Annotated in this window: 28 protein-coding genes, 1 tRNA gene and 1 pseudogene; 25 read left to right on the top strand and 5 right to left on the bottom strand. The window is 55.8% G+C overall.

The genetic code is table 11. The annotated features are described in order from the left end of the window. Positions 1-723: pseudogene (locus H096_RS33895) on the top strand (hypothetical protein); the annotation flags it as partial. Between the two features lie 15 nt (positions 724-738). On the opposite strand, the gene H096_RS33890 reads toward H096_RS33895, so the two are convergent. The 4 genes from H096_RS33890 to H096_RS13190 all read right to left on the bottom strand — a co-directional run bounded on the left by H096_RS33890 (position 739) and on the right by H096_RS13190 (position 4,500). Next, complete coding sequence (locus H096_RS33890; protein ID WP_143129380.1) at positions 739-963, bottom strand: hypothetical protein; 225 nt, start codon at positions 961-963, stop codon at positions 739-741. Positions 964-1,363: 400 nt separating this feature from the next. Beyond that, on the bottom strand, positions 1,364-2,947 hold the full coding sequence (locus H096_RS13195; RefSeq protein ID WP_028624199.1) for a replication endonuclease: 1,584 nt from the start codon (positions 2,945-2,947) through the stop codon (positions 1,364-1,366). A gap of 687 nt (positions 2,948-3,634) precedes the next feature. After that, the gene (locus H096_RS33885; protein ID WP_143129379.1) at positions 3,635-3,991 is read right to left on the bottom strand and encodes a hypothetical protein; all 357 of its coding nucleotides are present in this window, start codon (positions 3,989-3,991) and stop codon (positions 3,635-3,637) included. 424 nt (positions 3,992-4,415) lie between these two features. Then, positions 4,416-4,500, bottom strand: a tRNA-Leu gene (locus H096_RS13190). Between the two features lie 108 nt (positions 4,501-4,608). Here H096_RS13190 and queA point away from each other — a divergent pair. The 6 genes from queA (at position 4,609) to H096_RS13160 (ending at position 10,681) form a co-directional block, all read left to right on the top strand. After that, a complete protein-coding gene (gene queA, locus H096_RS13185; protein WP_033898643.1) occupies positions 4,609-5,658 on the top strand; it encodes a tRNA preQ1(34) S-adenosylmethionine ribosyltransferase-isomerase QueA in 1,050 nt (349 codons plus the stop codon). A gap of 5 nt (positions 5,659-5,663) precedes the next feature. Then, positions 5,664-6,779 (top strand): tRNA guanosine(34) transglycosylase Tgt, encoded by a 1,116-nt coding sequence (gene tgt / locus H096_RS13180; protein WP_003175976.1) that lies wholly within the window; start codon positions 5,664-5,666, stop codon positions 6,777-6,779. Positions 6,780-6,822: 43 nt separating this feature from the next. Then, positions 6,823-7,161, top strand: coding sequence for a preprotein translocase subunit YajC (gene yajC / locus H096_RS13175; RefSeq protein ID WP_003175975.1), 339 nt, complete (start codon positions 6,823-6,825; stop codon positions 7,159-7,161). Positions 7,162-7,223: 62 nt separating this feature from the next. After that, positions 7,224-9,092, top strand: coding sequence for a protein translocase subunit SecD (gene secD, locus H096_RS13170; protein ID WP_033898641.1), 1,869 nt, complete (start codon positions 7,224-7,226; stop codon positions 9,090-9,092). 9 nt (positions 9,093-9,101) lie between these two features. Then, the gene (gene secF, locus H096_RS13165; protein ID WP_028617853.1) at positions 9,102-10,016 is read left to right on the top strand and encodes a protein translocase subunit SecF; all 915 of its coding nucleotides are present in this window, start codon (positions 9,102-9,104) and stop codon (positions 10,014-10,016) included. Positions 10,017-10,138: 122 nt separating this feature from the next. Further along, complete coding sequence (locus H096_RS13160; RefSeq protein ID WP_010207894.1) at positions 10,139-10,681, top strand: glycine zipper 2TM domain-containing protein; 543 nt, start codon at positions 10,139-10,141, stop codon at positions 10,679-10,681. Between the two features lie 57 nt (positions 10,682-10,738). Here the strand turns inward: H096_RS13160 and suhB are convergent, their stop codons facing one another. Further along, positions 10,739-11,554: an inositol-phosphate phosphatase gene (gene suhB / locus H096_RS13155; RefSeq protein ID WP_033898639.1), complete on the bottom strand. Its 816-nt coding sequence runs from the start codon at positions 11,552-11,554 to the stop codon at positions 10,739-10,741. 145 nt (positions 11,555-11,699) lie between these two features. On the opposite strand from suhB, the gene trmJ reads away from it, so the two are divergent. From trmJ to bamB, 18 genes are all read left to right on the top strand, one after another. After that, positions 11,700-12,470: a tRNA (cytosine(32)/uridine(32)-2'-O)-methyltransferase TrmJ gene (trmJ, locus tag H096_RS13150; RefSeq protein ID WP_016977661.1), complete on the top strand. Its 771-nt coding sequence runs from the start codon at positions 11,700-11,702 to the stop codon at positions 12,468-12,470. 2 nt (positions 12,471-12,472) lie between these two features. Next, positions 12,473-13,255, top strand: a complete 783-nt coding sequence (gene cysE, locus H096_RS13145) for a serine O-acetyltransferase (RefSeq protein ID WP_033898636.1) — start codon at positions 12,473-12,475, stop codon at positions 13,253-13,255. A gap of 176 nt (positions 13,256-13,431) precedes the next feature. Further along, entirely contained in the window at positions 13,432-13,923 is a 492-nt protein-coding gene (iscR, locus tag H096_RS13140) for a Fe-S cluster assembly transcriptional regulator IscR (RefSeq protein WP_003194020.1), read from the top strand. Positions 13,924-13,973: 50 nt separating this feature from the next. Then, on the top strand, positions 13,974-15,188 hold the full coding sequence (locus tag H096_RS13135) for an IscS subfamily cysteine desulfurase (protein WP_016971998.1): 1,215 nt from the start codon (positions 13,974-13,976) through the stop codon (positions 15,186-15,188). Between the two features lie 99 nt (positions 15,189-15,287). After that, the gene (gene iscU / locus H096_RS13130) at positions 15,288-15,674 is read left to right on the top strand and encodes a Fe-S cluster assembly scaffold IscU (protein ID WP_028617851.1); all 387 of its coding nucleotides are present in this window, start codon (positions 15,288-15,290) and stop codon (positions 15,672-15,674) included. Between the two features lie 28 nt (positions 15,675-15,702). Then, complete coding sequence (gene iscA, locus H096_RS13125) at positions 15,703-16,026, top strand: iron-sulfur cluster assembly protein IscA (protein WP_003175963.1); 324 nt, start codon at positions 15,703-15,705, stop codon at positions 16,024-16,026. Between the two features lie 8 nt (positions 16,027-16,034). Further along, positions 16,035-16,556 (top strand): co-chaperone HscB, encoded by a 522-nt coding sequence (hscB, locus tag H096_RS13120; RefSeq protein ID WP_033898633.1) that lies wholly within the window; start codon positions 16,035-16,037, stop codon positions 16,554-16,556. Between the two features lie 53 nt (positions 16,557-16,609). Continuing rightward, positions 16,610-18,472 carry a Fe-S protein assembly chaperone HscA gene (gene hscA / locus H096_RS13115; RefSeq protein ID WP_033898631.1) on the top strand — a complete coding sequence of 621 codons (1,863 nt, stop codon included), beginning with the start codon at positions 16,610-16,612 and terminating at the stop codon, positions 18,470-18,472. Positions 18,473-18,475: 3 nt separating this feature from the next. Further along, a complete protein-coding gene (gene fdx / locus H096_RS13110) occupies positions 18,476-18,817 on the top strand; it encodes an ISC system 2Fe-2S type ferredoxin (protein ID WP_015885743.1) in 342 nt (113 codons plus the stop codon). Positions 18,818-18,831: 14 nt separating this feature from the next. After that, positions 18,832-19,032, top strand: coding sequence for a Fe-S cluster assembly protein IscX (iscX, locus tag H096_RS13105; RefSeq protein WP_016977667.1), 201 nt, complete (start codon positions 18,832-18,834; stop codon positions 19,030-19,032). 92 nt (positions 19,033-19,124) lie between these two features. Further along, positions 19,125-19,550: a nucleoside-diphosphate kinase gene (gene ndk / locus H096_RS13100; RefSeq protein WP_003175956.1), complete on the top strand. Its 426-nt coding sequence runs from the start codon at positions 19,125-19,127 to the stop codon at positions 19,548-19,550. Positions 19,551-19,579: 29 nt separating this feature from the next. Then, positions 19,580-20,728, top strand: a complete 1,149-nt coding sequence (gene rlmN, locus H096_RS13095) for a 23S rRNA (adenine(2503)-C(2))-methyltransferase RlmN (protein WP_033898629.1) — start codon at positions 19,580-19,582, stop codon at positions 20,726-20,728. A gap of 12 nt (positions 20,729-20,740) precedes the next feature. Further along, a complete protein-coding gene (gene pilW / locus H096_RS13090; protein WP_033898625.1) occupies positions 20,741-21,499 on the top strand; it encodes a type IV pilus biogenesis/stability protein PilW in 759 nt (252 codons plus the stop codon). Then, entirely contained in the window at positions 21,499-22,494 is a 996-nt protein-coding gene (locus H096_RS13085) for a RodZ family helix-turn-helix domain-containing protein (protein WP_033898624.1), read from the top strand. Before pilW ends, H096_RS13085 begins: the two co-directional genes overlap by 1 nt. Positions 22,495-22,496: 2 nt before the next feature. Then, positions 22,497-23,606: a flavodoxin-dependent (E)-4-hydroxy-3-methylbut-2-enyl-diphosphate synthase gene (ispG, locus tag H096_RS13080; protein WP_003175952.1), complete on the top strand. Its 1,110-nt coding sequence runs from the start codon at positions 22,497-22,499 to the stop codon at positions 23,604-23,606. 23 nt (positions 23,607-23,629) lie between these two features. After that, a complete protein-coding gene (hisS, locus tag H096_RS13075; RefSeq protein WP_033898623.1) occupies positions 23,630-24,919 on the top strand; it encodes a histidine--tRNA ligase in 1,290 nt (429 codons plus the stop codon). A 41-nt stretch (positions 24,920-24,960) separates the two neighbouring features. Beyond that, a complete protein-coding gene (locus H096_RS13070; protein WP_016977673.1) occupies positions 24,961-25,602 on the top strand; it encodes a tetratricopeptide repeat protein in 642 nt (213 codons plus the stop codon). Then, positions 25,595-26,746: an outer membrane protein assembly factor BamB gene (bamB, locus tag H096_RS13065; RefSeq protein WP_033898622.1), complete on the top strand. Its 1,152-nt coding sequence runs from the start codon at positions 25,595-25,597 to the stop codon at positions 26,744-26,746. Before H096_RS13070 ends, bamB begins: the two co-directional genes overlap by 8 nt. The last annotated feature ends 57 nt before the right edge of the window (positions 26,747-26,803 follow it).

Here is a 26,803-nt window from a genome sequence, read left to right as displayed (position 1 = left end):
GTGTCCGGATGTTGGTGGGCTGAGTGTCCGGATGGCGTGGAATCCGCATCGATGAATAAGAAGGCCGATCCTAAACCGCAACCAGCACCAGAAGCCCCTACGGTGGCCGTAGAAGCACCTAAACCAGTTGAGCCTGTCATGCCTATACCTCTTCAAAAAGCTCCTGAGAAGCCACCAGAGCCTACAAAGCAGGTTGAACAAGAACAGGTAGCACCTACCAACGATGACTTGATTGATGACTTGATGAAAGAGTTTGAGCCATCCAACCCTACACCTGTCGCAGAAGCTCCTACAAAGGCCTTAGAGACACCTACACCAGTAGAGCCTGCCGTAGATGACATTTACGCACCGATGACACCGGAGCCGATTCCAGAGCCTGAAAACCATAAGATTGATGGCGACTATTCAACATATTCGAATGATGAAATTGTTGAAGAATTTGAATGGTTGCAACCGAGACTAACGAAAAGTTTATTTCCGGGCAACAGCACACGAGACATCGCGGGGCATAGAGAAATGGACAACATTCCAGACAATCGTAATGGCATAAAAACTGGAGAGGTTAAGCGTCAATATGAATTAAGACAGAAATTATATAATCTATTTGATGAAATTAAAGAAAGAGACCCGTCAGCCGCAAAACAGCTTGAACAAGCTTTTAAAGCACAGATGGCAAACAAAAGAGCGGTTACGTTTGACTTAAAACCACAGTTAACAAAATAGCCCTATCAGGGCTTTTTATTTGTCTTGGATTTGAAAGTTTCTAATTCCAACTTGTAGCGTTACATCTTTGTTGAACCCGTTAACTTTGCTTACATTTAAGTATTCTTTCATACAATCATTTATAAAGCGTGACAACGGAAATTTGTGAGTATTGGCAATTTCTCTAAATTGATTATGTGTTTCAGCGTCGAGTGTGATGGTGCAAACTTTAAGATTTGCTTTTGCTTTTGGTTTTTTCATTAGTGTCCCTTTCTTATTTATATATATTTATTAGAGCACAAATAAAAGCAAAGTCAAATAAATACATATTTTTCTTGACAAAATTCAGGCACAAAAAAACCAGCATTAGCTGGCTTTGTTATAAGTCCCTTATACATTCGTCTTGATATTCGTAAGGAACTCTACTTTGGTCTACCAGCACCTTGAATGTGTAATCTAATGGGTCAAAAATCAAATGACAAACACTTTTGTCATGTGCATTCTTAACATCTTTATATAAACCATAAAGACCTAGTTTTTTTGTATATTTTAAGATTTCTTTTCTTTTGCTAGTTACCCTTATTAGTTGCATGCTCATAATCTCCTGTTCTTGATAACAATATAACATGCGATTATAAATAATCAATAGATAAGTATTTATTTATTGCAACTCGGCAGCATCAAGCAATGCAGTATCAACAATTTTGTAATTTGCTTTTATATCAATCATTTCTTTTGTGCTCAAATCAATTATGTATTTACCTATTAGTCTTTTTCCGAAAACATCACCGAGCAGGTCATTCTTAAATACTTGTATTTTGCTGTATAGCCTCATTATTTTTAGGTTTCCATTTACAAATATAGAGAACCCAATGAAATCGTTCTTGTCCACAAATGCGAACGCCTTATCAATAACGTCATTCTTGCCTTTCAAGAATGATTTTCTTTTCAGCTCTCTCCACAATGAAAGCGTATTCTTAACGCCGAACATTGCATATCTACGCACAGACCACAGTGCTTGAACTGCTCTAACTTTTTTGTGATTTGAGATTTCCAACTTATCTACATTTAGGACGCCGCCTTTTAACTCGAATTCCAAATTGAATGACTTAGTTAGATACTTCATCACGTATGATGTTGCCTTGCTTTTCTTTGCGTCAATTTCTTCAATTCTTACGGCGTTTTCCGAGTGTCTAAAATGCTTGTTAATCAAGATTACTAATTCGTCATAATGTTTCTTATTAACATACATTAAAGCGTGCTTATGAAAGCACTGGTCTTTGTGAGGTTCGACTGCCCAGAAACCATTCATCTCAATCTTATGTCTATGGATGTCTTTTCTAAAAGCATTCCATAAGCCTTTCAAGTAATCATTGCTATCCTTTGGGGTTGAACCGTCCCAAGAACTAACGCCTTTCGACGGCTTTGGATGAAATCTTGCCGGAGCGGTAAAAGTTATGAAAAGAGGCTTATAGTTAAGTTGTTTGGCATAGGCGTCCAACGATGAGACTTGGATAAATATCTCAGCAAATCTTTGCTTTTCAGTGCTTGCTACTTTCCATAGTGGGATTTTCTTGTTGTTTTCATTAACAAGAGATTTCTTCATTATGTAATCAAGCTGGCTGGCTTCGTCAGCTTCTCTATTGCGAACAACTTCATCACTACAAATCTCAAATGCTCGACCGGAACCAATCAAACCTGAGTGCAGCTTTAAAAGTTCGCTTCTTTGTTTTTGTATTCTTTTTATTTGTGATTTAAGTCTTTTCTCATCAGCAATGTTGATGAGCTTGTCTTTTATAGTTGACCCTTTAATGTCCTTTATTTTGATACCATAACCGATATCCCAATCATTCTTTATGCGTGAAAAAATACTCTCGCCGGAGTCATCGTTGTCGAGGTTTCTCTGCTTTATTATTAGTTGCTCTTGAATTCTCTCGAAAACAAACGTGATATTTTTGACGATTTCGTCCAAATCGCCAGCTAGAATGTATTTATGTCGTATCTTCCAGCATCTATATTCACTGCAAGTGGCAACCCAAGTGAATTTATTTTTGAGGTTTCTTATTTCTTTGGCTATGTTTTCACGCTTTCTTTTTGATGAGTTATTTAACTTATTTTCAAGACATTCCTTTGCAATCATCTTTTTTTCGATGGCTCGCTCAAAAAAATACTGCCTTTCACATTCTGCAAAGAAAAATTCAGGAGTAAGATTTTTAAGGATTATGCGTTGTGGAATAAATATCATGAAAGTTATTATTGTTCGTTACTAATACAAATACCATGCCGTGCATGGTTGTCAAATAAATAAATATTTTTACTTTCTAACCTGTAAAAAAGCTGATTTTTTTAAAAATCAAAAACGGTCAAAAAAACCTATAAAATCAACTTGCGACACTTATTTAAGAGTTATCCAAGAAGAGCAAAAGCAAAAGCCCGCCCTAACAGGCGAAAAGCATCTGGGTATTGCGAACAAAGTTCGCATATCAAAATCAAAAGCGTAGAACTCAAATTTTTATATTCAATAAATTTTGAGTAGCAAAACTTTCAAAAATCAAAACCTTTGAAATTGCCGTTTTTAGACGATTTACCATCTTGTGCGTATGGTAATACCGGGAATTAAAACACGCCGTTTTTAGCTTGTTTCTGTTGACGCACTAGAAAAGTGCATTGAGTTTTTTCTACGTTTTTTGTCGGTTTTTTGAGTTTCAATTTTCTTGGATAGTCGTTTTTTGGCTTAAAATCAATGAAAAACGTTGTCAATAGAAAACCGAAAATATATTTAAGGTGGGACCTTAATTATCAAATAGAGGTCAACCATATTCTTTAAATTTCACAGAATATGAAATGACCATCCACCGCGTTCATCTGGTAATTTTTCAAGCTTGAACAACTTCAACCGCTAAAAACGACCTAGCAGGCCAATATGTTGTATTCAGTCTTTGGTAGGCAGAACATAACTTGATAGCCCTGTATTCACGTAATTCCAGATTTTTTTTGATATTAAGCCGCGATCTAAAAAATACTCAGCAGCAAATAGAACTCTTGGAGCTAATTGTTTTGCATCTTGTATATGGCCATTGGCTGCCAAGTTAACACAATATCTGGTCACAACTTTTAATGCGACCTCTTCATCATTTATCTCATCACGAACAGCTTCATCAACTATGCTTTTATAATCGGATAGCGAAATAAAATTTGGATTCAACTCGTTATCAACTTTATAGTCTTGCCATAATATCTGTTTGACTATTTCGTAATGCTTCTGTCTATTTTTATAGTGCCCAAACATATTAGTTACCTACACCGATGAACCCAGCGAAATAACACAAACACTAACCCATGGCGTGTCATTTTGCCATCATGCTTTTTGTCGCTTTTTATGTAGAGGTTTTTGCAGAGCTTAGTGGCAATCTAAATAGTAAATGGTCTGATAATCATTCTTAGGCTAATCCTCACCTGAGTATGAGACACATTCGATCCATGGTTGACCCTTTCCCGCACTGCTGCAGAGCCGCAGCACGTCAAACGGTCTGGATAAGAAGGATAGCTTCAATACACCGTTTCAGGTGTGCAGAGCGAAGCCGAAGCGGACGCCACCGGGAGGCGGTTTTTCCCAAGAAAAGGGTATGAGAAGGGTAGATTTTTTGGATAGAAAAAGGGGTAGAAATTTCTTTCTACCCCTTTTCTAAGTCCTTGATTTACAAGGAAAATTATGGTGCCCCGAGGGAGACTCGAACTCCCACTCCTTTCGAAAACGGATTTTGAATCCGCCGCGTCTACCAATTCCGCCATCAGGGCTCAATGGCGGCGAAGTATAGAGATGAGATTACCGTTGGTCAATCACCTTTCATGGTCAATTTTCACTATTTCCGCTAGACTTCCCGGCCCTGCTAGACGAACTCCATCATGCGCGTTGCTGACTTTACTTTTGAACTCCCTGATTCGCTGATCGCTCGCCATCCTTTGGCCGAGCGTCGCGCCAGTCGACTGCTGACCCTGGACGGGGTGAGTGGCGCCCTCGCACACCGTCAATTCACTGATTTGCTTGAGCATTTGCGCCCAGGCGATCTGATGGTGTTCAACAATACCCGGGTGATTCCGGCGCGGCTGTTTGGCCAGAAAGCTTCCGGTGGCAAGCTGGAAATTCTGGTGGAACGGGTGCTGGACAGTCATCGCGTACTGGCTCACGTGCGCTCCAGCAAGTCGCCGAAACCGGGTTCAAGCATCCTCATCGATGGCGGTGGCGAAGCCGAGATGGTGGCGCGTCATGATGCGCTGTTCGAACTCAAGTTTGCCGAAGAAGTACTGCCGCTGCTGGAGCGCGTCGGCCATATGCCGCTGCCGCCCTATATAGACCGCCCCGACGAAGACTCGGACCGCGAACGCTATCAGACGGTGTACTCCCAGCGCCTCGGCGCCGTTGCCGCGCCGACTGCGGGCCTGCACTTCGATCAGCCGCTGCTGGATGCGATTGCCGCCAAGGGCGTCGAGACCGCCTATGTGACCCTGCACGTGGGGGCCGGCACGTTTCAGCCGGTACGTGTGGATAACATCGAAGACCACCATATGCACAGCGAGTGGTTGGAAGTTAGCCAGGACGTCGTGGACGCTGTCGCGGCGTGCAAGGCGCGTGGCGGGCGAGTCGTCGCCGTGGGAACCACCAGCGTGCGTTCGTTGGAAAGCGCGGCCCGTGATGGCGTGCTCAAACCGTTCAGCGGCGACACCGATATCTTTATCTTCCCAGGCCGGCCCTTCCATGTGGTCGATTGCCTGGTGACTAACTTCCATTTGCCCGAATCCACGCTGTTGATGCTGGTGTCGGCATTTGCCGGTTATCCGGAAACCATGGCCGCTTATCAAGCCGCCATCGCCAACGAGTACCGTTTTTTCAGCTACGGTGATGCGATGTTTATCACCCGTAACCCGGCGCCACGCGGCCCAGAGGGAACCTTATGAGTCGTATGTCGTTTGAACTGCTTGCCACTGACGGCAAGGCCCGACGCGGTCGCCTGACCTTTCCGCGCGGCACCGTCGAGACCCCGGCTTTCATGCCGGTCGGCACCTACGGCACCGTTAAGGGCATGCTGCCGCGCGACATCGTTGCCACCGGCGCCGAGATCATCCTCGGTAACACCTTCCACCTGTGGCTGCGCCCGGGCACGGAAGTGATCAAGAAGCACGGCGACCTGCATGACTTCATGAAGTGGCAAGGCCCGATCCTGACCGACTCGGGTGGTTTCCAGGTGTTCAGCCTGGGCGCCATGCGCAAGATCAAGGAAGAGGGCGTGACCTTCGCCTCGCCGGTGGATGGTTCCAAGGTGTTCATGGGCCCGGAAGAGTCGATGCAGGTGCAGCGCGACCTGGGTTCCGACATCGTGATGATTTTCGACGAGTGCACGCCGTACCCGGCTGACGAAGATGTCGCGCGGATTTCGATGGAGTTGTCCCTGCGTTGGGCTCAGCGTTCGAAGAATGCCCACGGTGACAACACCGCTGCGCTGTTCGGTATCGTCCAGGGCGGCATGCACGAAAGCCTGCGCAAACGCTCGCTGGAAGGCTTGGACAAAATCGGCTTTGACGGCCTGGCCATCGGCGGTTTGTCGGTGGGCGAGCCCAAGCACGAAATGATCAAGGTGCTGGATTACCTGCCGGGCCTGATGCCGGCTGACAAACCTCGTTACCTTATGGGCGTTGGCAAACCGGAAGATCTCGTAGAGGGTGTGCGCCGCGGTGTGGACATGTTCGATTGCGTGATGCCAACCCGTAATGCCCGCAATGGGCATCTGTTCATCGATACAGGCGTGCTGAAGATCCGTAACGCGTTCCATCGCCATGATGATTCGCCGCTGGATCCCACCTGTGATTGCTACACCTGCCAGAACTTCTCCCGTGCTTATCTGCACCATCTGGACAAGTGTGGGGAAATGCTGGGTAGCATGTTGAATACCATCCACAATTTGCGTCACTACCAAGTCCTGATGGCTGGTTTGCGCGAGGCTATTCAACAGGGTACATTGGCCGCCTTCGTCGATGCCTTCTATGCCAAGCGCGGGCTTCCTGTGCCGCCCTTGGACTGAGTTTTCCGACCCTAAGATTCACTATTTGCAACTGGAGTGCTAAATGAGCTTTTTTATCTCTAACGCCATGGCTGATGCCGCTGCGCCTGCTGCTGCCGGCCCTATGGGCGGTGGTTTCGAGTGGATTTTCCTGGTCGGCTTCCTGGTCATCTTCTACCTGATGATCTGGCGTCCACAGGCCAAGCGCGCCAAAGAGCAGAAAAACCTGCTGGGCAGCCTGCAGAAAGGTGATGAAGTTGTGACCACCGGCGGCATCGCTGGCAAGATCACCAAGGTTTCCGATGCTTTCGTGGTTCTGGAAGTTTCCGACACCGTAGAAATGAAGTTCCAGAAGGGCGCCATCGCCGCCACGCTGCCAAAAGGCACGCTCAAAGCGATCTGAGTAACAACCTTTACCAATCGACGGGGCGCGCAAGGCGCCCCGCGTTATAAGCGGGCGGCGTGATGCTGAACAAATACCCTCTGTGGAAATACGTACTGATCCTGGCGGTGCTGGCGATCGGTTTTATTTATTCCGCTCCCAATCTCTATCCTGATGACCCGGCGATCCAGATCACTGGCGCCAGCACTTCGCTGCAGGTCAATCAGGCCGATCTGGAACGCGCGAGCAAAGCGCTCGTTGACGCGGGTATCCAGGTCAAGGCGGCAACCTTGGCGGCTGATGCGAAGGGCGGTTTGCTGCGCCTGACCAAGGCAGAAGACCAATTGCCGGCCAAAGATGTGGTGCGCAAGGCCATGGGTGACGACTATGTGGTCGCGCTCAACCTGGCACAGACCACGCCTACCTGGCTGCGCAAGATCGGCGCGCACCCAATGAAGCTGGGTCTGGACTTGTCCGGTGGTGTGCACTTCCTGCTGGAAGTCGACATGGACAAGGCCCTCGACGCGCGCCTGAAGGTCTACGAAGGTGACGTGAAGAGCCTGCTGCGTAAAGAGCGCCTGCGTTATCGCAGCCTGCCGCAGCTCAACGGTGCCATCCAGCTGGGCTTCTCTGACGAAGCATCCCGCGAACAGGCCCGTGCGCTGATCCGCAAGAACTTCAACGATTTCGACATCGTACCGGCCGACCTCAACGGTCAACCTGTACTGCGTCTGGCGATGACCCCGGCCAAGCTGGCGGAAATCCGCGAATACTCCATCAAGCAGAACTTGACCACGGTCCGTAACCGCGTCAACGAACTGGGCGTGGCCGAGCCGATCGTTCAACGCCAGGGTGCCAACCGCATCGTGGTTGAGCTGCCGGGCGTACAGGACACCGCTGAAGCCAAGCGTATCCTGGGTAAAACCGCCAACCTGGAATTCCGTCTGGCGGCTGAGCCGGGTGCTACCCGCGCCACTGCCGAAGAGTTCGAGTTCCGCGAAGGTAACCGTCCCCCTGCGTTGATCGAGCGTGGCTTGATCATCACCGGTGACCAGGTGACCGACGCCAAGGCTGGTTTTGGCGAGCACGGTACCCCTGAAGTGAACATCCGTCTGGATGGCCATGGTGGCGAACTGATGAGCCGCGCTACGCGCAGCAACGTCGGTCGCAGCATGGCGGTGATCTTCATCGAGCAACGCCCGGTGACCACCTACACCAAGCAGATGGTCAACGGCGTCGAGAAAGACGTGCCGGTACAGACCTTCAAGGAAGAGAAGAAGATCATCAGCCTGGCGACCATCCAGTCGCCGCTGGGTGCTCAATTCCGTATCACCGGCCTGAACGGCCAGGGCGAATCCTCGGAACTGGCGCTGCTGCTGCGTGCCGGTGGCCTGGCTGCCCCGATGTACTTCGCTGAAGAACGTACCATCGGTCCGAGCCTGGGTGCCGACAACATCACCAAGGGTATCGACGCGGCCTTGTGGGGCATGCTGTTCGTGTCCCTGTTCATCATCGCCATCTACCGCTTCTTCGGCATCATCGCCACCGTGGCCCTGGCGGGCAACATGGTGATGCTGCTGGCTCTGATGTCGCTGCTGGGCGCTACGCTGACCCTGCCAGGTATCGCCGGTATCGTACTCACCATGGGTATGGCGGTAGACGCCAACGTACTGATCTTCTCGCGGATCCGTGAAGAGATCGCGGCGGGCATGACCGTACAGCGTGCAATCAACGAAGGCTTCGGCCGGGCATTTACCGCGATTCTCGACTCCAACCTGACCACACTGTTGGTCGGCGGGATTCTCTTTGCCATGGGCACCGGCCCGGTCAAAGGTTTTGCGGTGACCATGTCCCTCGGTATCTTTACCTCGATGTTCACGGCCATCATGGTGACCCGCGCAATGGTCAACCTGATCTTTGGCGGGCGTGACTTCAAGAAGTTGTGGATTTAAGGGGCTGCCATGTTACGTACAATCAACTTCATGGGCGTTCGCAACGTTGCGTTCGGCGTCACCGTGCTCCTTACCGTTCTGGCGTTGTTCAGCTGGTTCCATAAGGGCCTGAACTACGGTCTGGACTTCACCGGCGGTACGCTCATCGAGCTGACCTACGAGAAGCCGGCCGATGTGACCCTGGTGCGCAACGAGCTGGTCAAGGCCGGCTATCACGAAGCCATCGTGCAGAGTTTTGGTGCGACCACCGACCTGCTGGTGCGTATGCCTGGCGAAGACCCGCAACTGGGTCACCAGGTAGCCGAGGCCTTGCAGAAGGTCGGCGGCGACAACCCGGCGTCGGTTAAGCGTGTTGAATTCGTGGGTCCGCAGGTCGGTGAAGAGCTGCGCGACCAGGGCGGCCTCGGCATGCTGATGGCTCTGGTCGGCATCATGATCTACCTGGCCTTCCGCTTTCAGTGGAAGTTCGGTGTCGGCGCCATTGTGTCGCTGATTCACGACGTGATCGTGACCGTGGGTATCCTGGCGTACTTCCAGATCACGTTCGACCTGACCGTACTGGCGGCCGTGCTGGCGATCATTGGTTACTCCCTCAACGACACCATCGTGGTATTTGACCGGGTTCGTGAGAACTTCCGTGTACTGCGCAAGGCGTCGCTGATCGAGAACATCAACGTCTCGACCACACAGACCCTGCTGCGGACCATGGCGACGTCGATCTCCACCTTGCTGGCGATCGCTGCGTTGATGATCTTCGGTGGCGACAACCTGTGGGGCTTCTCCCTGGCGCTGTTCATCGGCGTTCTGGCGGGCACCTACTCGTCGATCTACATCGCCAACGTGGTGTTGATCTGGCTGAACCTGAACAGCGAAGACCTGATTCCTCCGGCCAGCACTGGCAAGGAGGTTGACGACCGTCCTTGATGGGCGTTTGTTGATCGGCTGTGACAAGAAAGGCGTGAGTATTGAACTCGCGCCTTTTTTTTTGCTCCAAGGCTGGGTATAGCGCGGACGTTTGGTCCGCTTGTGATGGTCAGGAGGTTCACGTGAACAAGTCGTTGCTGGTTGGTGCGGTATTGGGTGCTGTCGGTGTGACTGCCGGGGGTGCTGTTGCCACCTACAGCCTGGTAAAAAGCGGCCCTGAGTATGCGCAAGTTCTGGCGGTGCAGCCGGTTAAAACCCAGATTAAAACTCCCCGTGAGGTCTGCAAGGACGTCACCGTGACCCGGCAGCGTCCGGTGCAGGATCAGCATCAAATCGCCGGTACGGTCGTAGGCGCCCTGGCGGGTGGCTTGCTGGGCAACCAGATCGGTGGTGGTAATGGCAAGAAGCTGGCGACTGTAGCCGGCGCGGTGGGTGGCGGTTACGCCGGTAATAAGGTTCAGGAAGGCATGCAGAACCGTGATACCTACACCACCACGCAAACCCGTTGTAACACCGTTAACGACATCAGTGACAAAGTGGTCGGGTATGACGTGCGTTACAACCTGGATGGCAAGGAAGGTTCGGTGCGTATGGAGCGCGACCCAGGCAGCCAGATTCCAGTCGACAAAGAAGGTCGTCTGATCCTGGGTCAGAATCAGCAGTAACCGGTTCTACAGGCATAAAAAAAGCACCCCTTGGGGTGCTTTTTTGTGCTCGCTCGCTTAGCGCTTCAGCGAAGCCGGCAGGTGCGGCTGGATCGCCGTCAGGACTGCCTTGAAGCATTTGGTGTTGCCGGCAACCACGTGGCCTTTCTCAAGGAAATCGTGACCACCGGTGAAGTCGCTCACCAAGCCGCCCGCTTCCTGGATCAGCAGGGCGCCCGCAGCCATGTCCCACTCGGACAGACCCGACTCCCAGAACGCATCGAAGCGACCAGCGGCAACGTAAGCCAGGTCCAGGCTCGCTGTGCCCGCGCGACGGATGCCAGCAGTCTGGCCAACCAGAGCGCGGAACATGCCCAGGTAGTTTTCCAGGTTGTCCATCTGGTCATCACGGAATGGGAAGCCGGTGCCCAGCAGGGCGCCGTCCAGGCTGGTGCGACCGCTGACGCGCAGGCGACGTCCATTCAACTGGGCGCCACGGCCACGGCTGGCGGTGAATTCTTCCTGGCGAACTGGGTCCAGAACCACGGCGTGTTCCAGGCGACCACGGTATTTGCACGCAATGCTCACGGCAAAGTGCGGGATGCCGCGCAGGAAGTTGGTGGTGCCATCCAGTGGGTCGATGATCCACAGGTAGTCTTCGCCTTCACCGCTGCCTTTGTGCAGGCCGGTTTCTTCGCCGAGGATGCCGTGAGTAGGGTAGGCCTTGCGCAGCGCGTCGATGATTTTCTGTTCGGCGGCGCGATCCACCTCGGATACATAATCCTTGGCGTCTTTTTCGTCGACCTTGATGGTATCCAGGCGCTCGATGGAGCGGAAGATCAATTCACTGGCGCTGCGGGCGGCGCGCAGCGCGATATTCAGCATGGGCTGCATGGATGTGTCACCTAAGGTTGTTAAAGAAAGCCGAGCATTCTAGCAGAAACTTTCTTCAGGTGAAGGACGACGTTAGCTTTCATGGCATAACCTTAGGCTGTTCTGTAAGATTTGCTCCCCTTTCCCGTGTCCGAGAGCGCCTCCCTTGCTGCAAAACATTCGTGTCGTCTTGGTCAATACCAGTCATCCCGGCAACATCGGCGGGGTGGCGCGAGCCATGAAAAACATGGGGCTGACGCGCCTGGTGCTGGTTGACCCGCGCGTGTTCCCGCACCACGAGGCCGATGCCCGCGCATCCGGCGCCAATGACCTCCTTGAAAAAGCCCAGGTCGTCGCCACTTTGGAAGATGCCTTGGTCGGCTGCAACCTGGTGCTCGGCACCAGTGCCCGCGACCGTCGTATCCCCTGGCCCTTGCTGGATCCGCGTGAGTGCGGCACCAAAGTGGTCGAGGAGGCTGCCGGCGGCGCTGAAATCGCCTTGGTCTTTGGCCGTGAAGACTCCGGCCTGACCAATGAAGAGCTGCAGCGATGTCATTACCACGTGCATATCCCATCAGACCCTGAGTTCAGCTCGCTGAACCTCGGGGCGGCGGTGCAGGTGTTGACTTACGAAGTGCGCATGGCTTGGCTGGCCGCTGCGGGTCAGCCGAGTAAGGTAGAGAAGGAAGAGGTCGCGTCGACCAAAAGTGGCGAGTTGGCCACCATGGACGAGCTGGAGCGGTTCTATGAACACCTGGAGCAAACCCTGGTGGCCATTGAGTTCCTCGATCCGGAAAAGCCACGGCACTTGATGGCACGCCTGCGTCGTCTTTACGGGCGCAGCTCGGTCAGCCGGGCGGAAATGAATATATTGCGTGGCATCCTCACGGAAACCCAGAAAGCGGCCCGTGGCGAGCTTCTTAAGCGGAAGGATTAAAAATGTTCGAGCGTTTGCGAGAAGATATCCAGAGTGTTTTCCACCGTGACCCGGCGGCGCGCAATGCCTTTGAAGTGCTGACCTGCTACCCAGGCATGCACGCCATCTGGATCCATCGCCTGTCCGGCGCCTTGTGGGGCATGGGCTGGAAATGGCTGGCGCGGTTAGTGTCGAACTTCGGTCGCTGGCTGACTGGGATCGAGATTCATCCAGGCGCCAAGGTCGGCCGTCGCTTCTTCATCGACCATGGCATGGGCATCGTGATTGGCGAGACTGCCGAGATCGGCGATGACGTAACCCTTTACCAGGGCGTGACGCTTGGCGGCACCAGTTGGAACAAGGGCAAGCGCCACCCAACCTTGGGTGATGGCGTGGTGGTAGGGGCGGGTGCCAAGGTGCTTGGCCCGTTCACCGTCGGCGCGGGCGCCAAGGTCGGCTCCAATGCGGTAGTAACCAAAGCTGTGCCGCCGGGTGCAACCGTTGTGGGTATTCCTGGGCGGATCATCGTCAAGCCGGAAGTTGGCGACGAGCAGGAAGCCAAGCGCAAGGCCATGGCTGAGAAGATTGGCTTCGATGCCTATGGCGTCAGCGAAGACATGCCCGACCCTGTGGCGCGCGCCATTGGCCAGTTGCTTGATCACCTGCAAGCGGTCGACGGTAAGCTGGATGGTATGTGCGGTGCGTTGAAAGACCTGGGTAGCCCGTATTGCGCCAAAGATCTGCCTGAGTTGCGCGAAGAAGACTTCGCCGAGATCAAGGACGAAGCCTCCACCAAGGCGGGCTAAGTGTTTGCTGTTGATCGGCGCAGCCCCGGTTGCGCTGGTCGATCCCGCCCCATCCTGCTATGATTCGCGCGCCCTTTTTACGGGTAATCCTGACTAAAGTACTAGGTCTTATAGTTGACTTAAATACTCGGGAATCGCATACTTGCCCCCATTCTGAAACACCTTGGTACTTGTCCATGAGACTGACTACAAAAGGCCGATACGCGGTGACTGCCATGCTCGACCTGGCTTTGCATGCGCAAACTGGGCCGGTGTCCCTGGCCGATATCTCCGAGCGCCAAGGCATTTCCCTGTCCTATCTTGAGCAACTGTTCGCCAAATTGCGCCGTAGCAACCTGGTTTCCAGTGTTCGCGGCCCAGGCGGCGGCTATCAGTTGTCCCGCGACATGCAGGGTATCCAAGTGGCTCAGGTGATCGACGCGGTCAACGAATCCGTCGACGCTACCAAATGCCAGGGCCTGGGTGACTGCCACGCCGGCGACACCTGCCTCACACACCACCTGTGGTGTGACTTGAGCCTGCAGATCCATGAGTTTTTGAGTGGTATCAGCTTGGCTGATCTTGTGACTCGCCGTGAGGTGCAAGAAGTAGCCCAGCGTCAGGACCAGCGCCGTTGCAACACCAAGGCGCCGCGTCTGGACAAGATCGAAGCGTCCGCCGTCGAGTGACAGCCGAAGAGCTAACGGCACGCCAGCCAGCCTGATTTAGGAGAAAGTCCATGAAATTGCCGATTTACCTTGATTACTCAGCGACCACCCCGGTTGATCCGCGTGTCGCGCAAAAGATGAGCGAATGCCTGCTGGTTGACGGAAACTTCGGTAACCCGGCCTCCCGTTCCCACGTATTTGGCTGGAAAGCCGAGGAAGCGGTCGAGAACGCTCGTCGCCAGGTTGCTGACCTGGTTGGCGCAGACCCGCGTGAAATCGTCTGGACCTCCGGTGCTACCGAGTCTGACAACCTGGCTATCAAGGGCGCGGCGCATTTCTACGCGACCAAGGGCAAACACCTGATCACCACCAAGATTGAGCACAAGGCTGTCCTCGACACCATGCGCCAACTGGAACGTGAAGGTTTCGAGGTCACCTACCTCGAGCCAACCACCGACGGTATCGTCACCCCGGCCATGATCGAAGCGGCCCTGCGTGAAGACACCATCCTGGTTTCCGTGATCCACGTGAACAACGAAATCGGCACCATCAACGACATCGCGGCCATCGGCGAGCTGACTCGCTCGAAGGGCATCCTGCTGCACGTCGACGCTGCTCAGTCCACCGGCAAGGTCGACATTGACCTGTCGAAGCTGAAAGTCGACCTGATGTCGTTCTCTGCCCACAAGACCTACGGCCCTAAAGGCATCGGCGCCCTGTACGTGAGCCGCAAGCCTCGCGTGCGCATCGAAGCCACCATGCACGGCGGCGGTCACGAGCGCGGCATGCGTTCGGGCACCCTGGCGACCCACCAGATCGTCGGCATGGGCGAAGCCTTCCGCGTAGCCAAGGAAGACATGGCTGCCGAAAACATCCGCATCAAAGCCCTGAGCGACCGCTTCTACAAGCAGGTCGAAGGCCTTGAAGAGCTGTACATCAACGGCAGCATGACCGCCCGTGTACCGCACAACCTGAATTTGAGCTTCAACTACGTTGAAGGCGAGTCGCTGATCATGGCGCTCAAGGACCTGGCGGTTTCGTCCGGTTCGGCCTGCACCTCGGCGTCCCTTGAGCCTTCGTACGTACTGCGCGCCCTGGGCCGCAACGACGAACTGGCACACAGCTCGATCCGCTTTACGTTCGGCCGCTTCACCACCGAAGAACAAGTCGATTACGCCGCGCAGAAAGTCTGCGAAGCCGTCAACAAGCTGCGCGTTCTGTCGCCGCTGTGGGACATGTACAAAGACGGCGTCGATATTTCCAAGATCGAGTGGGCGGCACACTAACTATAGAAGCCGCCACCCCAGCTCTGTAGCAACGTGGCGGAAAACGCAGGCGTTTCTACAGGGTTCCAGAGCGGCCCTGATGAGTGAGGATTCAGTACCATGGCTTACAGCGAAAAGGTCATCGACCACTACGAAAACCCGCGTAACGTCGGCAAGATGGACGCGGAAGACCCAGATGTCGGCACCGGCATGGTCGGCGCCCCGGCCTGCGGCGATGTGATGCGCCTGCAGATCAAGGTCAACGACGCTGGCGTTATCGAAGACGCCAAGTTCAAGACCTACGGCTGCGGTTCGGCCATCGCCTCCAGCTCCCTGGCGACCGAATGGATGAAAGGCAAGACCCTGGATGAGGCTGTCACCATCAGCAACACCCAGCTGGCCGAAGAACTGGCCCTGCCGCCAGTGAAAATCCACTGCTCGGTACTCGCAGAAGACGCTATCAAGGCGGCCGTTCGCGACTACAAGCAGAAGAAAGGCTTGATCTAAGCATTTGGCGACGAGTAAGGAGTCAACGATGGCTATCAGCATGACAGAAGCGGCTGCACAGCACATTCGCCGCTCCCTGAATGGGCGCGGTAAAGGTGAGGGGATTCGCTTGGGTGTTCGCACCACAGGCTGCTCCGGCCTTGCCTACGTGCTGGAGTTTGTCGACGAGGTGGTGGCGGAAGACCAGGTGTTCGAAAGTCACGGCGAGAAAGTGATCATCGACCCTAAAAGCCTGACCTACCTGGACGGCACCGAACTCGATTTCGTCAAGGAAGGGTTGAACGAAGGCTTCAAGTTCAACAACCCCAACGTGCGCGGTGAATGTGGCTGCGGCGAAAGCTTCAACATCTGAGGCTATTCGTGGGTACTCCTTGTCATTTCGCTTTATTCGAGCTGCAGCCGAGTTTTCGCCTGGACCTTGAGCAGCTTGCCACGCGCTACCGAGAATTGGCGCGTGGGGTGCATCCAGACCGTTTTGCTGACGCCTCCGAGCGTGAGCAGCGCGTTGCTCTGGAGAAGTCGGCCAGCCTCAACGAGGCCTATCAGACCCTGAAAAATCCGCCCAAGCGCGCGCGTTATCTGCTCGCGATGAACGGTGGAGAGTTGCCGCTGGAAGTCACGGTTCACGATCCCGACTTCCTGATGCAGCAGATGCAGTGGCGCGAAGAGCTCGAAGAGTTGCAGGACGAAGCCGATCTTGCCGGCGTCGCGGTCTTCAAGCGTCGTCTGAAAACGGCCCAGGATGAGCTCAACGAAAGCTTCGCAGCCTGTTGGGATGATGCCGCGCAACGTGAACAGGCCGAACGCCTGATGCGGCGCATGCAGTTCCTCGACAAGCTCACCTACGAAGTGCGCCAGCTAGAAGAGCGCCTCGACGATTAACCCCGTGTGCTGCCCGTGATGCACGCCTGATAGACAGATAAGACCTGATTACCATGGCCCTACTGCAAATCGCCGAACCCGGCCAAAGCCCTCAACCGCACCAGCGTCGCCTGGCGGTCGGGATTGACCTGGGCACCACCAATTCCCTGGTTGCTGCCTTGCGCAGCGGCCTGTCCGAGCCGTTGCCCGACGCTGACGGCCAGGTGATCCTGCCGTCTGCCGTGCGCTACCACGCCGATCGCACTGAAGTCGGTGAGTCGGCCAAGCTGGCGGCGTCGACTGATCCTCTGAATACCGTGCTGTCGGTCAAGCGCTTGATGGGTCGTGGTCTGTCCGACGTCAAGCAATTGGGCGACCAGCTGCCGTATCGCTTTGTCGGCGGTGAATCCCACATGCCGTTCATCGACACCATCCAGGGCCCGAAAAGCCCGGTGGAAGTGTCGGCCGATATCCTCAAGGTACTGCGTCAGCGCGCGGAAAAAACCCTGGGTGGCGAACTGGTTGGTGCGGTGATCACCGTTCCGGCTTATTTCGATGACGCGCAGCGCCAAGCCACCAAGGATGCGGCGAAACTCGCCGGCCTGAACGTGCTGCGCCTGCTCAACGAACCGACTGCGGCGGCCGTGGCTTATGGCCTCGACCAGCACGCAGAAGGTCTGGTCGCTATTTACGACCTCGGCGGCGGCACCTTTGATATTTCGATCCTTCGCCTGACCGGCGGTGTGTTTGAAGTGTTGGCCACCGGCGGCGACAGCGCCCTGGGCGGCGATGACTTCGACCACGCTATCGCTGGCTGGATCATCACCAGTGCCGGTCTGTCCGCCGACCTGGACCCCGGCGCGCAGCGCAATCTGCTGCAAACCGCCTGCGCCGCCAAAGAAGCGCTGACTGAGGCTGCAACCGTTGAAGTTTCCTACGGCACCTGGTCGGCCCAACTGACGCGCGAAGCCTTTGATGCGTTGATCGAACCGATGGTTGCCCGCAGCCTGAAAGCTTGCCGCCGTGCCGTGCGTGACTCCGGTATCGAGCTGGAAGACGTCGGCGCCGTGGTCATGGTCGGTGGCTCCACCCGTGTGCCGCGCGTGCGTGAAGCCGTTGCTGAAGCGTTCGGTCGCCAGCCGCTGACTGAAATCGACCCGGATCAAGTAGTCGCCATTGGCGCTGCGATCCAGGCCGATACCCTGGCCGGCAACAAGCGCGATGGCGGCGAATTGCTGCTGCTCGACGTGATTCCGCTGTCCTTGGGACTGGAAACCATGGGCGGTTTGATGGAGAAGGTGATTCCACGCAACACCACGATCCCCGTCGCCCGCGCCCAGGACTTCACTACGTACAAAGATGGCCAGACGGCCATGATGATCCACGTGCTGCAAGGTGAGCGCGAGCTAATCAGCGACTGCCGCTCCCTGGCGCGTTTTGAACTGCGCGGTATCCCGGCGATGGTCGCGGGTGCGGCGAAGATCCGCGTGACCTTCCAGGTCGACGCCGACGGCCTGTTGAATGTGGCCGCGCGTGAGCTGGGTTCAGGCGTTGAGGCGAGCATCCAGGTCAAGCCGTCCTACGGTCTCACCGACGGTGAAATCGCCAAAATGCTCAAAGACTCGTTCCAGTATGCCGGTGACGACAAGGTCGCCCGTGTATTGCGTGAGCAGCAAGTCGACGCCCAGCGCCTGCTCGAAGCGGTGCAGGGTGCCCTAGATGCTGACGGCGAGCGCCTGTTGGATGCCGAAGAGCGCATGGTCATCGACCTGCAGATGCAGGAACTGGCCGAACTGATGAAAGGCGACGATGGTTATGCCATCGAGCAACAGACCAAGCGTCTGTCGCAAGTGACCGATGCTTTTGCCGCCCGTCGTATGGACCAGACGGTCAAAGCCGCCCTGGCGGGACGCAACCTGAATGAAATCGAGGAATAATTAATGCCGCAGGTCATTTTTCTGCCACACGCCGAGCATTGCCCGGACGGTATGGTCGTGGAGGCTGAGACCGGCAAGTCCATCCTCGAAGTTGCCCATGACAACCACATCGAGATCGAAAGCGCCTGCGGCGGTGTGTGCGCTTGCACCACGTGCCACTGCGTCATCCGCGAGGGCTTCAACAGCCTTGAAGAGGCTGATGAGCTGGAAGAGGACTTTCTCGACCGCGCATGGGGCCTGGAGGCGACTTCGCGTCTAAGCTGTCAGGCAAAGGTCGGCACGGAAGACATCACTGTCGAAATTCCGAAATATTCCCTCAACCACGCCGCCGAAGCGCCGCATTGATTCAAGGAAGTGTCATGAGTCTTAAATGGGTTGATGTGCAAGAGATCGCTATCCTGTTGGCGGATGCCAACCCGGATCTGGATCCTTACTCCCTGAACTTTGTAGCTTTGCGTGACATGGTCATGGCGTTGCCAGGGTTCGAAGATGAGCGTGATCGCGGCGGTGAGAAGGTTCTGGAAGCTATCCAGACTGCCTGGAAAGAAGAACAGGACTGACGCCTCCCTTTACGCAGTTAGGCAATACCCAATAACCCGCGTATAATTCGCGGGTTTAATTTTTCGTAAATTACCGTTTCTGGAGTTACACCATGGCTGTTCAACGTACTTTCTCCATCATCAAGCCTGACGCTGTTGCAAAAAACGTCATCGGCGAGATCACCACTCGTTTCGAAAAAGCCGGCCTGAAGGTTGTAGCTTCGAAACTCAAGCAACTGTCCAAGGCTGAAGCTGAAGGCTTCTACGCTGAGCACAGCGCTCGTGGTTTCTTCGGCGACCTGGTTGCCTTCATGATCTCCGGTCCTGTTGTTGTTCAGGTTCTGGAAGGCGAAAACGCTATCGCTCTGAACCGTGAGCTGATGGGCGCTACCAACCCTAAAGAAGCGGCTGCTGGCACTATCCGTGCTGACTTCGCTGAATCCATCGACGCCAACGCTGTACACGGCTCGGACTCCGAAGCTGCCGCTGCTCGCGAAATCTCGTACTTTTTCGCTGCTACTGAAGTAACCGCTCGCTAAGCATCGGCTTAAAGAGTGAGGGTGAATCCATGACTACATCGACTGTTAAAACCAACCTGCTGGGTCTGACTCAGCCGGAAATGGAGAAATTCTTCGACTCAATCGGGGAGAAGCGTTTCCGTGCCGGTCAGGTAATGAAATGGATTCACCATTTTGGCGTCGATGATTTCGATGCCATGACGAACGTCAGCAAGGCCCTGCGCGACAAGCTCAAGGCCATTGCTGAAGTGCGTGGTCCCGAAGTCGTCAGCGAGGACATCTCCACCGATGGCACCCGTAAATGGGTGGTGCGCGTGGCGTCCGGCAGCTGCGTCGAGACCGTGTACATTCCCCAGGGCAAGCGCGGCACCTTGTGCGTTTCGTCCCAGGCAGGCTGTGCCCTGGACTGCAGTTTCTGCTCCACCGGCAAGCAAGGCTTCAATAGCAACCTCACCGCCGCCGAAGTGATCGGCCAGGTGTGGATTGCCAACAAATCCTTTGGCAGCGTCCCGGCGACCGTCGACCGTGCCATCACCAACGTGGTGATGATGGGCATGGGTGAGCCGCTGCTGAACTTCGACAACGTCATTGCGGCCATGCACCTGATGATGGACGACCTGGGCTACGGCATCTCCAAGCGCCGTGTAACCCTATCGACCTCCGGCGTGGTGCCGATGATCGATGAGCTGGCCAAGCACATCGACGTCTCCCTGGCGTTGTCGCTGCATGCACCGAATGACGCATTGCGTAACCAATTGGTGCCAATCAACAAGAAGTATCCGCTTAAGATGCTGCTCGAATCTTGCCAGCGTTACATGGCGACCTTGGGCGAAAAACGCGTGTTGACCATTGAGTACACCATGCTCAAGGACATCAACGACAAGGTCGAACACGCGATCGAGATGATCGAGTTGCTCAAGAACACCCCGTGCAAGATCAACCTGATTCCGTTTAACCCGTTTCCACATTCTGGCTACGAGCGGCCGAGCAACAACGCTATCCGCCGTTTCCAGGATCAACTGCACCAGGCCGGCTACAACGTCACCGTCCGCACCACCCGTGGTGAAGACATTGATGCCGCCTGTGGCCAATTGGTCGGGCAGGTAATGGACCGTACCCGCCGCAGCGAGCGTTACATCGCCGGGCGTGAGTTGAACGCCGCCGACGATCTGCCGCTGATTGCTGTGAATCGAATCTGAGAGAGGATCTCTATGCCCTTGCGCCTTGCGCTGCTTTTGCTTGTTACCGGTCTTGCGGCCGGTTGTGTTTCATCGGGCCATGAGAGCCCTTTGCAAACTGGTAAAGGCCGTGACGAGGCGCGGGTTGCCTATGTGCAACTGGGCTTGGGTTACCTGCAACAAGGCATGAGCGAGCAAGCCAAGGTGCCGTTGAAGAAGGCCCTGGAGCTGGACAGCGACGATGCCGACGCCAATGGCGCACTGGCCCTGGTGTTCCAGGCCCAGGCCGAGCCTGAACTGGCCGAACAGTATTTCCACAAGGCCCTGGCCTCCCGTCCTGCCGACCCGCGGCTGCTGAACAATTACGGCAGCTTTCTGTTCGAGCAGAAACGATATGACCAGGCCGCCCTTTATTTCCAGCAAGCCAGCGCCGATACCCTCTATCCTGAGCGTTCGCGGGTGTTCGAGAACCTTGGGGTGACCTCGATGCGCCTCGGTCAGCGTGACAGCGCCCGCCAGCAACTGGAAAAAGCCCTGCATTTGAACGGTCGCCAGCCTCGGGCGTTGCTCGAAATGGCTGAGTTATCCTTTGATGACAGGCATTATGTGCCGGCACGTGACTATTACGAGCGTTTTAGCCTGCTCAGCGGGCAAAATGCACGTAGTCTATTGCTCGGTGTGCGCCTGGCGACGGTTCATGAAGAACGCGACACGGCCGCACGTTTTGGCCAGCAACTCGAACGACTCTATCCCGGTACGCCGGAATATCAGCAATACCTGTCGGAGCAATGATGAAAGCGGCGCACCCGGAAGTTGTAGCAGCTAATCGCGTAAACCCAGGCGACACCTTGCGTCAGGCCCGCGAAAGCAATGGTTGGTCGCTGGCGGAAGTGGCCCTCAAGCTCAATTTGACCACGACGTCCCTGGGCAACCTGGAAGCTGGCGCGTTCGATAAGCTGCCTGGGCACACCTTTGCCCGCGGCTATATCCGCGCCTACGCTAAATTGCTGGGGATCGACCAGGCCATACTGGTCCAGGAGTTCGACCAATTCACCGGCACCGACTCCCAGGGCAGCAATGTCCACGGCCTGGGGCGTATCGAAGAGCCAGTGCGGGTTTCCCACACGATTTTGCGCATTGTCAGCCTGTTGCTGCTGATCGCGGTCATTGGTGGCGGTTTCGTCTGGTGGCAAGACCAGACCTCCCAGCGCACCAAGGACCTGACCAGCAATGCCATGGAGCACGTCGAAGTCGAAAGCGCCGACGGCACCACTCAGATTCATCCGCTGGATGAGCCTGAAGACCAGGCGGTTGCCGAAAGCCAGGCTGCACCTGAAGCGCCGGTTGCCACCGAGCAGCCAGCACCGGAAACCGCGCCAGCCGCGACCGCTGCTGTACCGGCACCTGCGACGCCAACTGCGCCGGCCCACACTCCGGCTGCCCCGGTTTCTCAGGCCCATACACCGGCCGCACCCGTGCAGGCGCCGACAACTACGCCGACAGCCCCTGCGATTTCCCCGCCCACCACCCCTGCGTTGATCGCCGGTGATGGCCGTGTACAGATTACCTTCGTCGCTGACTGTTGGACGCAAGTCACCGATGGCAACGGCAAAGTGCTGTTCAGCGGTCTGAAGCGTAAGGGAGATACGCTCGATCAGGGCGGCAAGCCTCCTTTGACGCTGCGTCTGGGCTTTGCCCGTGGCGCGCAAGTGGCCTACAACGGCCAGCCTGTGGACGTGGCGCCGTTCACCAGTGGCGAGACCGCTCGCCTGAAGTTGGGACAATAGTCATGCACGGCGAATCTCCAATCAAACGTCGCGTATCGCGCAAGATCTGGGTCGGCTCGGTGCCGGTGGGTGGCGACGCCCCCATCGCGGTACAAAGCATGACCAACAGCGACACCAATGACGTGGCCGCCACCGTTGCCCAGATCAATCGTCTGGAAGCTGCGGGCGTGGACATCGTGCGCGTCTCCGTGCCAGACATGGACGCTGCCGAAGCTTTTGGCCGCATCAAGCAACTGGTCAAGGTGCCATTGGTTGCCGACATTCACTTCGACTACAAGATCGCTTTGCGCGTGGCCGAACTGGGTGTGGACTGCCTGCGTATCAACCCGGGCAACATCGGTCGTGAAGACCGTGTGCGTGCAGTGGTTGATGCTGCCCGCGACCGTGGTATTCCAATCCGTATCGGCGTCAACGCCGGTTCCCTGGAAAAAGACCTGCAAAAGAAATACGGCGAACCGACTCCGGCGGCGCTGGTTGAATCGGCGCTGCGCCATGTTGAACACCTTGAACGCCTGAATTTCCAGGACTTCAAGGTCAGCGTAAAGGCCTCCGACGTGTTCATGGCAGTAGAAGCCTACCGCCTGTTGGCCAAGGAAATCGTGCAGCCGCTGCACCTGGGTATCACTGAAGCAGGCGGTTTACGCTCAGGCACAGTGAAATCTGCGGTGGGTCTCGGTATGCTGCTCGCCGAAGGGATTGGCGATACCATCCGCATCTCGCTGGCAGCAGACCCTGTAGAGGAAGTGAAAGTCGGTTACGACATTCTCAAATCCCTGCGTTTGCGTTCCCGTGGCATCAATTTCATTGCCTGCCCGAGCTGCTCGCGGCAGAACTTCGACGTGGTGAAAACCATGAACGATCTGGAATTGCGCCTTGAAGACCTGCTGGTGCCGCTGGATGTTGCGGTGATCGGCTGTGTGGTCAACGGGCCGGGTGAGGCCAAAGAGGCCCATGTGGGCCTGACCGGTGGTACGCCGAACCTGATCTACATCGACGGCAAGCCGTCGCAGAAGTTGACGAATGACAATCTGGTGGATGAGCTGGAAAAGCTGATCCGCGAGAAAGCGGCCGAAAAGGTCGCGGCTGACGCAGCGCTGATCGCGCGCGGCTGATTGAACGAATTTAAGGATTTGATGTGAGCAAGTCTCTGCAAGCCATTCGTGGCATGAACGACATCCTGCCGGAACAGACGCCGCTGTGGCGCTATTTCGAGGGCACTGTCGCGCGTCTGCTGGATAACTACGGTTACAAGCAGATCCGCATGCCGATCGTCGAGTTCACCGAGCTGTTCAAGCGCTCCATCGGTGAAGTGACCGACATCGTCGAAAAAGAGATGTACACCTTTGAAGACCGCAACGGCGACTCCCTGACCCTGCGTCCGGAAGGCACTGCCGCCTGCGTTCGCGCTGTGCTTGAGCATGGCCTCACCGGTGCCGGCCAGCCGCAGAAGTTGTGGTACATCGGCCCGATGTTCCGTCACGAACGTCCACAGAAAGGCCGTTATCGCCAGTTTCACCAGATCGGCCTGGAAGTGTTCAACATCGACGGCCCGGACATCGACGCCGAGCTGATCGTGCTGACCTGGCGCCTGTGGGGCCTGTTGGGCATCCGCGACGCGGTCAAGCTTGAACTCAACAGCCTGGGCACCAGCGAATCCCGTGGTCGCTACAAAGTGGCCCTGGTTGAGTACCTGTCCGCCCACCTGGACAAGTTGGACGAAGACAGCCAGCGCCGTCTGAAGACCAACCCGTTGCGCGTCCTCGATACCAAGAACGCCGACACCCAGGCCGTGCTGGTCAACGCGCCGAAAATGGCTGATTACCTGGACGACGAGTCCCGTATCCACTTCGAGGGCCTCAAGGCTCGTCTGGAAGCGGCCGGTATTCCGTTCGTGATCAACACCAAGCTGGTACGCGGCCTCGACTACTACAGCAAGACCGTATTCGAATGGGTCACCGACAAACTCGGCGCCCAGGGCACCGTGTGTGCCGGTGGCCGTTACGACGGCCTGGTCGAGCAGGTGGGCGGCAAGCCGACCACGGGCGTGGGCTTCGCCATGGGCATCGAGCGGCTGATCCTGCTGCTGGAAACCCTGGAGCAGGTCCCGGAAGAGATCGCCCGTCAGGTGGACGTGTACCTCTGCGCCTTTGGCGAGGCCGCCGAACTGGCTGCCCTGGCCCTGAGCGAAAAGGTCCGCGACCAACTGCCAAACCTGCGCCTGCAGGTCAATGCCGGTGCCGGCAGCTTCAAGAGCCAATTCAAGAAGGCCGACAAGAGCGGTGCGCTGTATGCGCTGATCCTCGGCGAAGACGAACTGGCCCAGCAAGTGATAGGTTTCAAACCCCTGCGTGGCCAGGGCGAGCAACAGAACATTGCCTTTGATGCGCTCGCTGCGCACTTGGCCACCTGCGTTGTGCAGGGTTGAAGCTGTCGAACAGCCGAATTTAGCGATTAAGGAGTATTGGGGTGTCGAGTTCTGATGATGATCAACTGGCCGAGTTCAAGGACTGGTGGCAGCGTAACGGCAAGCCCCTGGTTACTGGCGGTCTGCTGGCTTTAGTGGTGGTGTTCGGCTGGCAAGCCTGGACCAAGTATCAGGCCAACCAGTCCCAAGGCGCCTCGATCCTCTATCAGCAATTGCTGGAAACCACCCTGACGCCGGACGGTAAGCCCGATCCTGCGCAGGTTGCAGACCTGGCCGGTAAGCTGAAGAACGAATTCGGCGGTAGCACCTACGCCCAATACGGCAGCCTGTTCGTCGCGAAAGTCGCGGTCGACACCGGCAAGCTGGACGACGCCGCTGCAGAGCTGAAGGCTATCGCCGACAAGCCGACCAACCCGACCCTGGGTGAAATCGCACGTCAGCGCCTGGCTCAGGTACTGGCGGCACAGAACAAGGCCGACGAAGCACTCAAACTGCTCGACGGCGATGCTGACAAGGCATTTGTAGCCACTCGCGAAGAGCTCAAGGGCGACCTGTTGGTCCAATTGGGTCGTACCGACGAAGCCAATGCTGCGTACCAAAAAGCCAAGGCGGCGCTGTCTGATGAAGCAGCGGTCGGTGGCTTACAAATCAAGCTGGACGACTTGGCCAAAGGGGATGCGTGACGTGATCCGTTGGAAACATGCAGCATTGCTGGCTCTGGCCGTTCTGGCCGCGGGTTGCAGCAGCAACAGTAAAAAAGAACTGCCTCCTGCGGAGCTGACCAGCTTCAAGGAAGAAGTGGTCCTGCAGAAGCAGTGGAGCCGTTCCATCGGTGACGGTCAGGGCGAAACCTACAACATGTTGGTTCCGGCAATCGACGGTGACAACATTGTGGCCGCTGACGTGACCGGCGTTGTGATCTCCATGGATCGCATGAACGGTGACGTGAAGTGGAAGAAAGACCTCGAATTGCCAGTCTCCGGCGCCGTCGGCGTGGGTTACGGCATGGTGATGCTCGGCACGCTGAAAGGCGAAGTCGTGGCCTTGGACTCCAGCACCGGTGAAGAGAAATGGCGCGCTCGCGTGACCAGTGAAGTCCTCGCACCGCCTGCTACCAACGGCGATATCGTCGTGGTGCAAACCCAGGACGATCGTGTAATCGGCCTCGACGCCAGCACCGGCGAACAGCGTTGGTTGTACGACAGCACTCCAGCGGTGCTGACCTTGCGCGGTACCAGTGGTCCGATTGTGACCAACAATCTGGCCGTTGCAGGTCTGTCGACCGGTAAAGTGGTCGCCCTGGATACCCAGAACGGCGTGCCGGCCTGGGAAACCCGTGTGGCCATCCCGCAAGGTCGTTCCGAGCTGGACCGTGTAGTGGACATCGACGGCGGCCTGCTGCTGTCCGGTGAAACCCTCTACGTCGCTACCTACCAGGGCCGTGTTGCGGCACTGGACCTGCAGAGCGGCCGTGTGAACTGGCAGCGTGATGCTTCCAGCTACGCCGGTGTCGCCCAAGGGTTTGGCAGCGTCTATGTAAGCCTGGCGTCCGGCACCGTTGAAAGTGTCGACGAACGCTCTACTACCGCGCTGTGGAGCAACGACTCCCTGGCTCGCCGTCAACTGTCGGCACCGGAAGTGTTCTCCAGCTACGTCGCAGTCGGTGACTTCGAAGGCTACCTGCACCTGCTGAGCCAAGTGGACGGTCGCTTCGTAGGTCGCGAGCGTATCGACAGCGACGGCCTGCGTGCGCGTCCGCTGGTCGTGGGTAACATGCTTTATGTGTTTGGCAACAGCGGCAAGCTGGAAGCCCTGACCATCAAGTAAGAACTATGCTTGGGGTAACACCCAGGCGGCCCCGCTTCGGCGGGGCATGCGGCATTT

Source organism: Pseudomonas sp. FH1 (assembly GCF_000510895.2).
GTDB classification, from domain to species: Bacteria; Pseudomonadota; Gammaproteobacteria; order Pseudomonadales; family Pseudomonadaceae; genus Aquipseudomonas; species Aquipseudomonas azotoformans_A.
This window is presented reverse-complemented; position numbering and strand designations above follow the sequence as displayed.

Bases quoted from the DNA above. Each gene is read 5' to 3' on its own strand.
- H096_RS13195 (WP_028624199.1), bottom strand. From the start codon at position 2,947: ATGATATTTATTCCACAACGCATAATCCTTAAAAATCTTACTCCTGAA.
- H096_RS13135 (WP_016971998.1), top strand. From the start codon at position 13,974: ATGAAATTGCCGATTTACCTTGATTACTCAGCGACCACCCCGGTTGAT.
- H096_RS33885 (WP_143129379.1), bottom strand. From the start codon at position 3,991: ATGTTTGGGCACTATAAAAATAGACAGAAGCATTACGAAATAGTCAAA.
- ndk (WP_003175956.1), top strand. From the start codon at position 19,125: ATGGCTGTTCAACGTACTTTCTCCATCATCAAGCCTGACGCTGTTGCA.
- tgt (WP_003175976.1), top strand. From the start codon at position 5,664: ATGTCGTTTGAACTGCTTGCCACTGACGGCAAGGCCCGACGCGGTCGC.
- pilW (WP_033898625.1), top strand. From the start codon at position 20,741: ATGCCCTTGCGCCTTGCGCTGCTTTTGCTTGTTACCGGTCTTGCGGCC.
- cysE (WP_033898636.1), top strand. From the start codon at position 12,473: ATGTTCGAGCGTTTGCGAGAAGATATCCAGAGTGTTTTCCACCGTGAC.
- secD (WP_033898641.1), top strand. From the start codon at position 7,224: ATGCTGAACAAATACCCTCTGTGGAAATACGTACTGATCCTGGCGGTG.
- iscU (WP_028617851.1), top strand. From the start codon at position 15,288: ATGGCTTACAGCGAAAAGGTCATCGACCACTACGAAAACCCGCGTAAC.
- iscR (WP_003194020.1), top strand. From the start codon at position 13,432: ATGAGACTGACTACAAAAGGCCGATACGCGGTGACTGCCATGCTCGAC.
- suhB (WP_033898639.1), bottom strand. From the start codon at position 11,554: ATGCAGCCCATGCTGAATATCGCGCTGCGCGCCGCCCGCAGCGCCAGT.
- ispG (WP_003175952.1), top strand. From the start codon at position 22,497: ATGCACGGCGAATCTCCAATCAAACGTCGCGTATCGCGCAAGATCTGG.
- yajC (WP_003175975.1), top strand. From the start codon at position 6,823: ATGAGCTTTTTTATCTCTAACGCCATGGCTGATGCCGCTGCGCCTGCT.
- H096_RS33890 (WP_143129380.1), bottom strand. From the start codon at position 963: ATGAAAAAACCAAAAGCAAAAGCAAATCTTAAAGTTTGCACCATCACA.
- iscX (WP_016977667.1), top strand. From the start codon at position 18,832: ATGAGTCTTAAATGGGTTGATGTGCAAGAGATCGCTATCCTGTTGGCG.
- queA (WP_033898643.1), top strand. From the start codon at position 4,609: ATGCGCGTTGCTGACTTTACTTTTGAACTCCCTGATTCGCTGATCGCT.
- H096_RS13085 (WP_033898624.1), top strand. From the start codon at position 21,499: ATGAAAGCGGCGCACCCGGAAGTTGTAGCAGCTAATCGCGTAAACCCA.
- bamB (WP_033898622.1), top strand. From the start codon at position 25,595: ATGCGTGACGTGATCCGTTGGAAACATGCAGCATTGCTGGCTCTGGCC.
- secF (WP_028617853.1), top strand. From the start codon at position 9,102: ATGTTACGTACAATCAACTTCATGGGCGTTCGCAACGTTGCGTTCGGC.
- hscA (WP_033898631.1), top strand. From the start codon at position 16,610: ATGGCCCTACTGCAAATCGCCGAACCCGGCCAAAGCCCTCAACCGCAC.
- fdx (WP_015885743.1), top strand. From the start codon at position 18,476: ATGCCGCAGGTCATTTTTCTGCCACACGCCGAGCATTGCCCGGACGGT.
- iscA (WP_003175963.1), top strand. From the start codon at position 15,703: ATGGCTATCAGCATGACAGAAGCGGCTGCACAGCACATTCGCCGCTCC.
- rlmN (WP_033898629.1), top strand. From the start codon at position 19,580: ATGACTACATCGACTGTTAAAACCAACCTGCTGGGTCTGACTCAGCCG.